Origin of the sequence: Nibrella saemangeumensis, from assembly GCF_039541915.1 — a bacterium.
Classification (GTDB): Bacteria; Bacteroidota; Bacteroidia; order Cytophagales; family Spirosomataceae; genus Nibrella; species Nibrella saemangeumensis.
In genome coordinates this window covers 302,673-315,348 of sequence record NZ_BAABHD010000083.1, presented here as the reverse complement: position 1 = coordinate 315,348, position 12,676 = coordinate 302,673, and the positions used below count along the sequence as shown (strand labels likewise).

The 12,676-nt window shown below is 55.7% G+C and carries 8 protein-coding genes; 1 reads left to right on the top strand and 7 read right to left on the bottom strand.

Annotated features, from left to right (window positions below):
• Positions 1-7 precede the first annotated feature (7 nt).
• The 7 genes from ABD949_RS27620 to gldG form a co-directional block, all read right to left on the bottom strand.
• A complete protein-coding gene (locus tag ABD949_RS27620; RefSeq protein WP_345249207.1) occupies positions 8-1,927 on the bottom strand; it encodes an ADP-ribosylglycohydrolase family protein in 1,920 nt (639 codons plus the stop codon).
• Positions 1,924-2,100 carry a hypothetical protein gene (locus tag ABD949_RS27615; RefSeq protein ID WP_345249204.1) on the bottom strand — a complete coding sequence of 59 codons (177 nt, stop codon included), beginning with the start codon at positions 2,098-2,100 and terminating at the stop codon, positions 1,924-1,926. Before ABD949_RS27615 ends, ABD949_RS27620 begins: the two co-directional genes overlap by 4 nt.
• A gap of 7 nt (positions 2,101-2,107) precedes the next feature.
• Positions 2,108-3,520: a purine-cytosine permease family protein gene (locus ABD949_RS27610; protein ID WP_345249202.1), complete on the bottom strand. Its 1,413-nt coding sequence runs from the start codon at positions 3,518-3,520 to the stop codon at positions 2,108-2,110.
• 78 nt (positions 3,521-3,598) lie between these two features.
• Positions 3,599-5,251 carry a RagB/SusD family nutrient uptake outer membrane protein gene (locus ABD949_RS27605; protein ID WP_345249200.1) on the bottom strand — a complete coding sequence of 551 codons (1,653 nt, stop codon included), beginning with the start codon at positions 5,249-5,251 and terminating at the stop codon, positions 3,599-3,601.
• 21 nt (positions 5,252-5,272) lie between these two features.
• Positions 5,273-8,530 carry a SusC/RagA family TonB-linked outer membrane protein gene (locus ABD949_RS27600; protein WP_345249198.1) on the bottom strand — a complete coding sequence of 1,086 codons (3,258 nt, stop codon included), beginning with the start codon at positions 8,528-8,530 and terminating at the stop codon, positions 5,273-5,275.
• Between the two features lie 144 nt (positions 8,531-8,674).
• Complete coding sequence (locus ABD949_RS27595) at positions 8,675-9,652, bottom strand: helix-turn-helix domain-containing protein (RefSeq protein ID WP_345249197.1); 978 nt, start codon at positions 9,650-9,652, stop codon at positions 8,675-8,677.
• A 263-nt stretch (positions 9,653-9,915) separates the two neighbouring features.
• A complete protein-coding gene (gene gldG / locus ABD949_RS27590) occupies positions 9,916-11,580 on the bottom strand; it encodes a gliding motility-associated ABC transporter substrate-binding protein GldG (RefSeq protein WP_345249195.1) in 1,665 nt (554 codons plus the stop codon).
• Positions 11,581-11,734: 154 nt separating this feature from the next.
• On the opposite strand from gldG, the gene ABD949_RS27585 reads away from it, so the two are divergent.
• Complete coding sequence (locus ABD949_RS27585) at positions 11,735-12,646, top strand: DUF1338 domain-containing protein (RefSeq protein ID WP_345249193.1); 912 nt, start codon at positions 11,735-11,737, stop codon at positions 12,644-12,646.
• Positions 12,647-12,676 lie beyond the last annotated feature (30 nt).

Here is a 12,676-nt window from a genome sequence, read left to right as displayed (position 1 = left end):
GATAACGTTAAACCGTTGGTACCACCAACGCCCATTGACTTTGATGCGGGTGGCGGTGGGTAAACTCCTTGAACCCTATTTCCAGCCGGGGTTCGTCGGTTACAGCGTCAATGCGCATGAGCAGGTCGTTTTCACCGGCCCGAAACGCATAGTCCACCGCTGTTTGTCCCGGCCATGTCCGGCGGGTTTCTGTCTGTTGATGCACCCGTTCGCCGTTGAGCCAGAGCGTAAAAGGAGCCGTACAGCCCATGCTCACCCACAGGCGGGTAGCTTCCGGTAAGGTCAGGCGGCTGTATAGGTAGAGTGTTCGTTCGCCCCGCCCGTAATAATGGGCAGGCAGGTCAATAGCAAAACTGGCCGGCTGAATGCGCTGCACCATAAACGGATGCGTAGCCCAGGTAGGCTCATCGGCAATACGCCGGATGTCGTCCAGGCTTAAAAACTCCTTATCCTGACTAATGCGGTCGTGGTTCATGTAACGAACCGACGGCAGCGACGACAAGCCGTGTTCAGGGTAACGCGGGTCGCAGGGTATCTGGGCGGGGTCATCCTCAATGAACGGCCCCAGCAGCAGCCAGGCACCATAGCGCGGAAAACCACGCGTCAACGTAGCCACTGGCTCTCCGTTGATGCATACCTGAATCCGGTATGTTTCGGCCAGTGGTCCGTGCTGGGCTTCGGGTAGCGGGCAATGCAGTGTCTGGCTGTCAAATGGATCGAGCCAGGTCTTTAAGGCTGGCAGCGGGAGGAAATTCTGACCGGCCGTAAGGGAAAGTTCAACCTGTTGCGGGGAGCCTTCCAGATTGTCATAGTGCAACCAAAGCGCCTTGTCCCGCGACAGGGTTAGGTGAAAGCGATTGGGCTGAACCGGATAGGGCTGGGGCCAATCGTCCGAAAAAACAAGGTCTCCACTCACATCAATAAACGACCGGCCCGCCCGGCAGGTCTGTTCGGCCAGGTCCGAAAGGGTGGCCGGTGCGTCGATGCCGTGAATTTCGGCACTAATGAGCAGTTCATTACCCACCCGACGTTTCCAGGTGTCAGACAGAGCTTCATACCCGGAAATAATCCCCACCAGCGCTCCCGCGGTAGCACTGACGCAATCGGCGTCATGCCCCATGTGCAGCGCGTCGAGTACGCACGAGAAGTCGTTGCCCTTGTGCAGCAGGGCCAGCAGCGTAAAGCCCACATTCATGGGCGCTGATGTAAAATCGGCGTCGCCCCAATAGCTTTTTATCTTGCCTATGGCCACAGCGTACCCCCCTTCGGCATACCAGGTCTGTACCGACGATACCAGCCGGTACAGCGTAGCGTCCGGTGAAAAGTAGCTCACTCCCTGTTGCATGATTACCCGTACATCATCTTCCACGAAGGCCAGGGCCGCGCAGGCCGCCAGAAAGGCTTCAGCATCAACCGAAAAACCGGCATGGTCCAGGCTCGCATCCATCCGGGCGTAAAACATCGCCCGTTCGGGATTACCAGGATTGAGCATACCCCAGATTTCGCTCCGGATGGGACAGCCCATCGACTCCTGCCAGTACTGGTTGTTGTGGCTACCCGACGCCGGGGGGTACAGTCCCAGCCGCAGGTTGCGGGTGGCTATACCGTATTCATTCCAGGGAAACCCAACGTGCGCCAGCCAATGCCCGGCCAGGTCGCTCTCGCGCAGCGTGGGGCCGCGCTTTTTCACCACATCAAGCCAGAGTACCTGAAGGTCGAGATCGTCGTTGGGAAAATTGGTATCGAAAAGACTATCCGACAGCTCAATGTCGTTAAACCGTTTCAACCCCTCGATGGGGGCACCCAGAATGCCTCCCGCACATTTGCCGGTCCAGCCGCCCAGCACTTTGTCGTAGTAGGTTTGGTACGAAATCAGGGCAGGCCTGTCCGTTTTCCGGTGTTCAGCTTTTTCGGTCGGTAGGCTCATCGTGGTTGGGATTTAAGCATTAGAGCCGACGCGGTGGCGAACCAGAGCAGCATCCCCACCAGCATGAGTGTTTTGTGCTGCCCTACGGATAAAAACCCGTAGAACACACCAAAAGCGGGCAGTACCGTCAGCAGCAGGCCGATGTAGGACAAAAGTTTCAGGATTAGTTGCATGATCATGTTAGGGCTGGGCCATTACAAGCTCTTCTTTGGGTAAACGCTGAAGGGCCCGGCTCAGCACCACATATAGTGCGGCTCCGATGAACCAGCCGGGAATAGCCATGAAAAAGAAAAAATCGGATTGGGTATACACGTACAGGGCGTAACTCAGCAGCATCGATAACAGCCACGTCAGGGCCACCGCCCAGTTGAAGCGTTTACCAGCCCGTTCGGCATAATTGGTTATCAGCCCGATGCGGGTAAATACGTACACGTCCATGACGATGACGGCACCCACCGGCGCGGCCACCAGCGCGTAAAAAGCCAGCACCTGATCGAGCCGGGACACTACGCCCGGAAAAATGGCCAATACGGAAGCGAGCATCCCGACAACGAGGGTAATCTTCCAGCGTTTTACGTCCGGCATCAGTCCTTTCAGCGCCAGACCAGCCCGGTAGATAGTCGGGTTAGCGGTGGTCCAGCCTGCAATGACCACGCAGGCGGCTCCGGCCAGGCCTGCACTGTCAAAAGCAATCCGGCCCGGCGAAGGGTTGGTATTGCCGTTCTGCAGGGCCAGCGCACACAGGATACCGGAGGCCACCCAAGCCATGCCGTGCCCCACGAACATCCCCACCGCCGAGGCCAATCCGTAGGTTGGCCGTTTGGCGTAGCGGTAGATAGACATATCCGACAGGCCAATGTGCATGGCCGTGTTGCACAGCCATGCAAAAAACAAGACATGCCATAGTGTATAGGGCGTTTGTCCGGCGGCCGGTATGCCCGTCCAGATCTTGGTTTGGGCAACCGTCCAGAAATCGCTCCACTGCCGAACGCCTAACTGCGGCAGCACGGCCACCGCTGCCGCCACAAAAACCAGCGGCAGCCAGGGGGCGCAGACCGCCGAAAAAGCCGCTACCCGGTCGTAACCATAAATCGACACCAGCGTAATAACGGCCCCAATGCCCAATACCGCCACCACCCAGGCGAGACTGCTGGGGTAAAGGTCAGTCAGGCCGGGCATACTGAGGCCGAAAGCCAGCCCCACCGCCGTGGCCGAAACGGCCACCATACTAGCCGCCAGTACGCACGACTGCAGCCCGTTGATGGCGTTGTAGATGGCCACCAGCCGGTAGCCGCAGATTTTCTCCAGCTGGTAGTAGATGGTCAGGCGGGTTTTCACGGCCACCGGAGCACAAATGAGGGTCCAGCTTAACGTAGCCAGCAGGTTGCCCAGCAACAATCCGACGAACAGATTAGCCGCCGATACCCCGTGCAGCACAAACAGCGGCCCGATCACAAACTCAGTACCGGCTATGTGTTCGCCAGCCATCATACTCACAAAACTTCGGAAATCTTTTGTTTTTTCCTGGGGCACCGGCTCGCGCTCGTATTCGTCAATAGCGTCGAGTTGGTCTGTCAATGTTTCTGTAACCATACGGTAAGGATTAAAGAATGAGGGAACAAAGAAGCAGACCTCAACGTGGAGGTCTACTTGCTTCATACCAACCGATAATTAATCAGGATTTTGGGCCGTAGTGCCGAGTTGCGGATTAAGCGTCAGGTCGTCTACGTGCCATTTGAGCAGGGTGCGGTTGCTGTTCCAGTTGAGCGTAACCCCACTCCGCACCAGGGGAGCCACTTCGGCCGCCGGGTACGTACCTGCATTCTGCGCATTAAACGCCCCCATGCGTTTCCAGGCCCAGAAGTCGTCGCCCTCAAACAGCATTTCACGCTGCCGCTCGCGCACAATTTCGGCCAGCAGGTCGGCGGCTGTTCCGGTGCCGATACCCGACAGCGTGCGGTTGGTATAGCCCGTAATGGCGCGACGCCGAATGAGGTTGTAGTCGGCTAAGGCCGCATCGAGGTTACCCTGCACCGCATTAATTTCGGCCCGCGTCATAACCAGTTCCGCCGACCGGAGCATGGGGGAGTTAAGCTGCCCTACCGCCGAGCCCGTCAGTTGGCCCCACTTGCGCGATACCCGCTGGTTCCCGATAGAAGCGACCAGCGAAATGTTCTGAGTCAATTCGGTAAACCGCCGGTCGTTCACCACATCGTCGAATAAAGGGCTGGCCGTGACAGCCGAAGCCAGGGGTGGGTTGGGGGTGGGCCGTCTCAAAAACCAGCGCGTGGCCCCCGTATTGGCCGGGTTGCCTCCCGACTCGTTTGACAGGCTCAGCGAAGCGGCCGTGTATCCCTGGGTAGGGGTGGTGTTATTCACCAGCCTCAATATTTCCTCCGTATTATTAGCCGGGGTGACAAAGCCGGTGCTGCTGAACGGCACTTTTACATCCGCCTGTAAGGTATACACCCGGTTACCGGTTTCGGGCGTAGCGGTAATGGCTCCGGGCGTAGACCCAATCACCCGGTTGATGGTCGCCAGCGCTAATTGATAGCTGTCGCGGGTGCCCTGCTGGAAGTATACCCGCGACAGCATTGCCAGCGCAGCCGCTTTGGTAGCCCGGAAGCGATACGCGGGGTAGTTGCCATGAACGACCGGGTCGTAGGCTACCGGCAGCAATCGAACGGCTTCGCTGAGATCTTTGATAATCTGTTCGTAGTTCTGGGCAACGGTAGCGCGGGAGACGCCTACCGTGCCGTCTTTGGAGCGCTCAAGCGGTATCATAATGCCCCCACCCGGAGCCGTGCTGTTATGACCAAACTGATGAGCCCACAAGCGGGTCGTCAGAAAAAACACGGTACCCCGCATAAAAAACGATTCACCCATCAGCCGGTCTTTCTGCCCGGCAAAGTCGGCATCCGCCGGGGGAGTTTGCGTGGCCAGCTCAAGCACCGTATTGGCCATAGCCGCGATGCTGTACAGGTTGCGCGACAGGTTAGACAACTGGTTGTTGTTGGGCTGCATCAGGAAATTATGGAACTGGAAGGTATTCTGGCCGGCTCCCGCAGCCGACGAGATAACCGTATTCCGGCCACTCATGGCTTCCGCGTACAGAATCTGGTCAAAGTAGGATGAGTTGGCTGCATTAGCCGCCCCGATCTGAATCAGGCGGCCGTAGCCCCCGTTCAGAATACCCTCCAGATTGCTGGTACTCTGGTTGGCCAGATCGAAGGCGAGTTCGGAGGTTGGCGGCAGGTCTAAGTCCTTACAGCCGTTGAAGATGGTTGCCACGGCCAGCAGCGCGAGTACAATAAATTTTTTCATATATGTACCGATGGAAAAGGGTTAGAAGCCGATGTTGATACCAATAAGCCAGGTGCGGGCCTGAGGAGGGTCACTATTGACCTGGAGGGGACCGAGGTTCTGCCCCTGGAAGTTGAAATCCTGATAAGCCAGCTGGCCGGCAACCTCCGGGTCCCAGCCAGGGAATTTGGTGAAGGTGAGCAGATTGGTGCCGTTCACGAACACATTAAGCCGGTCTACCCGAAGCTTTTGGACCAGCGCCCTGGGCAGGTCATACCCCAGTCTCAGGTTTCTCAGTCGCCAGAAGTCGCCGTTGTATAAAAAGCGGGTGCTGTTTTGCCCAGCATACACCGGGTTGAAGTACAGACCGGGATTCGTAGCCACGTCGCCCGGCTTCTGCCAGCGGTCTTCGACAAACTGGGCCCGGATGTTGCGGTTGGCCTGCAGCATATACGCCTGATCGCGGGCACCGGCATCATAAATCCACCCGCCGAGGCTGTAGGTAAACAGCGCATTCAGTGACAATCCTTTGTAACCAATCGTGCTGCCCACACTGCCTGTCCAGAAGGGCTGACCGGGTTTGTTGCGAATAGGTGCCGAAATACTTTCCCAGTTGACGTTCGTTGTTGTGCCGGCAATACGGCCCAGGAAGTCAACCGTGATGGGCTTCGCCAGGTCATGTTCAGGATAACCGTTGGCATCCAGCAGGGGCGTACCGTCGCCGTTGCGTTTGAGGTCCGCAAAGATTTCGTAACCGGTCTGCGGGTCAACACCTATCTGCTGCGGTAAGAAATACGTTGCCAGTGGCATCCCGACAAATACCCGGTTGGGGTTAAAGGCAACCGCCGTAGGAGGCAGCCCGCCCAGGTCAGTGATTCCGTTCCGGTTATAGGCGGCATTTACGTCAACCTGCCAGCGCAGCTTTCCGGTCAGGATTTTAGCCGCCAGGTTAGCCTCAAAGCCGCTGTTTCGCAGCGCCCCAATGTTTAAAAAGTTACGTCCCCCGATGATTCCGGCCGCCGGGGCCGGGGTAACGCCCAGAATCAGGTCCGTTGTGTTGCGGGTGTAATAGTTCAGGGTGCCGTTGATGCGGTCATTCAAAAAGCCAAAGTCGATGGCCACATCGGTCAGCGCCGACTGCTCCCACCGAATCTGGTTAGCCAGTTCGGGGACGCGCCGGTAAGGAAAGCCGATGTGATCGCCGTAAAAAGCAGCCCCGATGCCAAAACCGCCGTAGGAGATGGGTTCAATACTGCCCGGATTGGAGTTCCCGCTCAGCCCCCAGCTTGCCCGTAGTTTAAGAAACGTCAGGGTACTGTTCCCCTTCAGAAACGGCTCTTCGCTCATCACCCAGGCACCCGATACCGACGGGAAAAAAGCGTACCGGTTATTGGCCCCGAACCGGCTCGACCCGTCGGCCCGGTACGAAACGCTCAGCAGGTACCGGTCCTGAAACTTGTAGTTAACCCTGGCGAAATAAGACAGGAAGGCAAACTCGTCCAGACGATTCTGCGACGTAGCCAGGCCGGCTACCTGCGTGGTATTCAGCGAAGGGGCAGACGGAATATTGTTCGACTGTATATACGAGGACTGGGTATTGTTGTAGTTATACTGCAACCCCAGCGTGGCATTCAGGGCATGGGCCTTAGCCAGCGTCCGGTTAAAGGTAAGGTAGTGGTTCGAGTTAAAATTGTTGGTCGACCGGGTGCGAAAATCGTTGATACCCCGCAGGCCCTGCTGTAGTCCGCCGGCGGTTAGCTGCGGGTTCTGGTAGTAGCGTACCTGCTGATAAATAAAATCGTTGCCAACCTCACTGCGCCAGCTAAGACCTTTGGCCAGCTCATAGTCTGCGTAAAAATTAGTCAGGTAGCGCTGGTTCTCCGTTGTGTTGAAAAACAGGCTTCTGTCCCGATAAGCCAGCATACTCAGATTCTGGGCCGGCGCAAAGTACGTACCGTCGTTGTTCAGACGCGGAAAAATAGGCAATAGAGCGGTGGAGGCCGTGAAGAAGCCGCCCGGTACGAAGCCGCCGGCAAAGGTAGAAGGGGCTCCCATCGGAAACATGCCGTTGTTGGTGTAGGATGCGTTGAGCTGTACCCCAATTTTTAACCGCGACGTGGCCTGGTGGTCGATGTTCACCCGCCCGTTCAGGCGCCGGAAATCGTTTCGCTGGATGATACCCTGCTCATCGTAAAGACCGACGCTGGTGAAGAACTGTGTCTTTTCGGTACCGCCCTGGGCCGAAATAGTAAACTGGCGGTTGCTGCCGACGCGGAAAACGTCGTCGAAATGATTGATATTTTGGGCTGCTACCTGCTCGGCAATGGTACGGTTAAACGTTACGGCCGGCACCTGATTGTTAAACCATTGGTCATAACCCCCGTTTTGCCATTGCGTGGCTACCCCACCCGGCAAACCGTTAAAGATCAGCCCGCTCCCTACGGCATTGCGGATGGCCTCATCCCGCAATTGGATATAGGTGGTACCGTCTGCATAAGCCAGGCGATTTGTCGGCGACGAGGTACCCAGCTGCAGGCCCGCATTGAATTTCGTTTTGCCGGCCCGGCCTTTCTTCGTCGTAATGATTATGACGCCGTTGGCCGCCCGTGCTCCGTAAATGGCACTGGCTGCGGCATCTTTCAGCACTTCCAGGCTCTCAATATCATTGGGGTCAATGTTTGCCATCGGGTTGGAAGGGGCTCCGCCCCGCGATGTCTGGCCAAACAACCCGGAGTTATCCGAATCAACCGGAACGCCGTCGATGATGTACAGGGGTTCGCCATTGGAGTAAATGGACCCGCTACCCCGAATACGAACCCGGGGTGGTGCGCCCGCAGCCCCACTCGCGCTAACGATGTTGAGCCCCGGGGCTAACCCCTGCAAAGCCGACTGGAAGTTGGCGGTTGGAATTTGACTGATTTGTTCGGGTTTGATGGAGGAAACCGAGCCGGTCAGATCGCGCCGGGTCTGTGTACCAAAGCCGACCACCACGACTTCATCAAGTTGCCGCTGGTCAGGGGAGAGAACCAGGTCAATCCGGGACCGGTTGCCCACCGCTATCTCCTGACTGGCATAGCCCACCATCGAGACAACCAGCCGGGCATCGGTAGGTGCCGACAGGCTAAAGGCTCCGTTAGCGTCGGTAGTGGTGCCCATCGTTGACCCTTTCACCACAATACTGACACCGGGCAAGGGCTGCCCATCGTCGGCGGAGGTGATCCGGCCCGTAAGCCGGTTTTGCTGGCCGTAACTCAATGCATAGCACATGCAGATCAGGCAAAGCCATAGATGTTTTTTCATGCGAGGTTTGCGCTTAAGGATTTATGGCACAATCATCGCTCGAAGGCAATCAAATAGGCTTCTGATTTGCTAAATCGAAGTTATTTTTTGAAAAAACGAAGAAGAAAAACAGGAAAGGCGGTCAGCCACGTACCTCTGACCTGCTTATTCTGGGTTAGCTGACTGTTGCAATTGGCTGGCCTGAAACTTCTTGGGCGTAGTACCGGTGTATTTCTTAAAGTTTGTATAGAATACAGATTCCGAGTTGTACCCGCAATCGACGGCTATGGCAAACATCGTATTGGCGGCAGTCCTGGGGTCAAGCAACTGCCGTTTGGCCTCTTCGATGCGGTATTCGTTAATAAACTCACTAAAGCTTTTACCGATATGTTCGTTGAGCAGTATTGAAAGCTGGTAAGACGGAATGTCCAGGGTAGAGGCCAGCACTTTCTCGTTGAGGTCGGGCTGGGTAAACAATTTTTTCTCAGTCATCAGCCGCTGTAAAGCCGCTATGTGCGTCATAGGTTCTGTAACAACGGTCGTTTTTTTCCGACCGGGCATGATCGTCTGAATGAACAGCTCTACTTTCTCCAGATTCAATATGTCGTTTTGGCGAAGCACCAGAACGCCCGACGTCAGAATAATGATGGCATCGATCAGAACAAAGATGATTTCTAATACCTGGATGCTGTTCGGTTTATACGCTACTGGAAGCCACTGGCGGGCAAACACCAGGTAGGCGACCAGGGCTTTCAGGAGAAAAAACGCTAAAAAGATATACAACCAGCTCAATACCTCCCGTCGATAGGCCGGTTGCCCCTGCTGAAATTTAGTGAGTAGCCAGTTATACCGGTAGGCATAAAACGTAAAGGAAAGGGCGATAACGCCCAGCACCGTCCGGTGAAACGGTTGGCCAATGTATTTTCTATAGTCAAAGGGCTGCCATTCGGTAGCCATCAGATACCAGTAAACGACCATAAATAACACAGGGGGCAATAAATGGAGCCCGGCACGGAATGACAGCTGTTTGGTAAGTGCCTGCCGCAGATACAGGTACACAACGGGTCCAAAGCTCAGATTAATCGCATCGGATACAAAACAGAGTTCGCCGTTGGTATACAAGAAGCCTTGAAAACGGAGCAAATATTGAACGCCAGTAAGAATAGCCGCTAAAATATAGAAGGCTGCCAGCAACGCATTGGTCCGGCTTGGCCGGAGTGCAAATACCGTTGTGCCAAAAAATAAACATTGAAAGCAAGCCCAAATGTAGAGTGCTGTTTTCATCGGCCAGGCGAAAAGATTGAAAGCAAAATAGAACAATGATAAGAAAGATTTTACCAAAAACCCTGGAAACTTGTTCTTTTTGCGTTCAGGTCAGGTAATCTACCCCTCACGATACCCATACCCTATCCCCTGCCATACCTCCTCCGCCTTACCGTCTGCCAGACCAGCCCCACCAGCCCCACCAGCGCCACTGGCCCCAGCAGATTCAGCAATTGCCATTGTAGCCGCTCAGTGTTCAGCCGGATTTTGTCCAGCGGCCGGATAGTCACCTGCCGGGCGCGGGCTGAGATAACGCCTTCCGGGTCGACCAGGTAGTCGATGGCGTTCAGCGCGAAGTCTTTGTTGGCGAAGGTATTCCGGGTAAAGCGGTCGTACCCCAGCGGATAGGGTACGTTCTGCCGGTAATTGACATCATTGACGATCAGATCTCCGTCGGAGCAGACAATCACCCGCGACGGCTCTCCTTCCGCTTTGAACGCAGCCGCTCGGGGGTCACCGGGCAAAATACGGCTGGCATAGATGGACCGGAACCGACCTTCCAGCAGGCAGCCGACCATTCGTATACCACCATCGTACGTAGCCGGATCGGGTTGCTGGCGGGCTTCGTTATACGCTACTACCGCCGGCGCTTTCAGGATTTTAGTGTACGGCGAGGTCATCAGTAACGGCGTTTTGCGAATACCCGGTGCGCGTACGGTATCCAGCGTGCTCACAAACCGGCTGTACAACGCATCCAGATTACGCACAATGGGACTGGCTCCGAAGTTGTTGATAATCGGGTAAAACCGCCACGGTACCAGTTGAATATTCGGCTTATCGCCCATGTTGCCGACATTGAGCGGAATGGGGGCGCTGCTCAGGTCTTTGATGATATCCTGGTTGACGCGAACACCCCAGCGGAAAAACAGATCGTCGAGGTTCAGGCTGAGCGGCTGGGCAAAGGTACCCTCCGCCCCCACGCTATCGACCCGCTGCCCTTCTACAAAGAACAAGGCCCGGCCGCCGTTCACCACAAACTGATCGATCTTAAATTTATCGTCTTCCGAAAACGGCTGCTCGGGTTTAGGTACCAGAATAGCATCGATTCCCTGAATGGGACCGGGCTTGCTCAGATCCACAAAATACAGGTCGTAGTTCTCCTGAATCGAAGCCAGCAGGTCTGAGAAACGAGAAGGGGGTACCTGCGTATTACCGAAGATCAGCCCTACTTTACGCCGGTTGCCCTCCGTCTGGGTCAGACGCCGGATAGCCGACGCCAGTTGAAACTCTACACCCTCATACGACTGATTGAGTTGTTCTTCCGGCGAGGCCGCTTTGTTCCCCTTCAGCAGCAGCACGGCCGACTCTTTTCCTTTATACGAAACAAGGGCTCCCGGAAAAATCAGCTTTTCGGTGCGTTTTCCGCCCTCATTGGCAAAGAGGTTGGTTGGCGTTACGCCCCGCTCGGCCAGCCGCTCAATCAACTGCACCTTTTCTTTTTCGTTGACGATTGCGGTGGGGTCAATAAACCGGTAGGTCAGGTTGCTGCCCGCCCGCGCCTGAAACTCCTCCAGGGTTTCGCGTGCGGCATTCTCCAGTCGCTTGAAACCTGGCGGCAGGTCGCCGGTGAGGTAGACGCTTACGTGTACATTATTATCCAGGTCGGTCAGCAGGTTGCGCGTAGCGTCGGAGAGCGTGTAACGTTTCTCCTCAGTCAGATCCACACGAAAAAACAGAAAACCCGACAGCACATTAATGGCCAGCAGAGCCGCGATAACAAAAATAAAACGAGTAATTCCAGACTTCATACCTACGGTAAACGGATGGAGACGCAATTATTGTAAAAGCAAAGATAGAAGTATCCCAGGCAACGGCATGGCGGAGGAAGTTATTAGATGAACAACCGGGTTGTTCCGATGCGGAAAACCCGCTAATTTGCCCCTATATTCAACGTCTTAGGTTATGACTACTTCACCCAGCAAACTCGCTACCCTCGACCGCGTCATGGAGGGGCTCATGAGCCGCTATCGCGAACGCGTGCCCGATGTAAACGGCATTATCAACGCCATGATCGATGAGGGCGTCATCCAGTCGCCCGACGAGATCGAAAACGACCATATCGCCTTCCGGACCATGGGGGTGCCTAACCTCGGCATCCGGTCGTTCGAGAAGATCTTTCTGCATTACGGCTACCGGAAACGCGACGAATACAACTTCACGGAGAAGAAGCTGACCGCTTACTGGTACAGTCCGCCGGAGCCCCACTACCCACGCATTTTTGCCAGCGAACTGCGGGTGAATGAGCTATCGCCTGAAGCCCAGACCATTATCCACAGCTATACCAACGAAGTCACCAGCGACCCGGCCGATTCGCTGAACCTGGATGATGCCGCCAGGGTTGACCGCTTTCTGCACCAGCCCCTCTGGCGTACGCCGACGCGGAGCGATTACCAGCGCCTGCTGAACGAGAGTGAATATGCCGCCTGGGTTATTTACAACCGGTACTACCTTAACCATTTTACCATCAGCGTACACAACCTGAAGCCGGGGTACAACACCATTGATGATTTTGTCAGCTTTCTGGAGAGCCGTGGCTTTAAGCTGAATAGCGCCGGCGGCACCATCAAAGTAAGTCCGGACGGTGCGCTGCGGCAGGCGTCGACGGTGGCTCAGATGATTGACGCAGAATTTGCCAATGGTGAAACGCACCGCATTGCTGGCTCTTACGTCGAGTTTGCCGAACGGCGTGTTTTACCCGAGTTTGAAAATCTGCCCGCCGACCAGATCCGGCGCGAACACCGGCGCGAAGGCTTCGAAACCGGCAATGCCGACAAGATTTTTGAGAGTACGTTTACCTCGCAGACGGGGAAATAGAATTCTACCCCAGCCCTAAAGGGAGCCTGC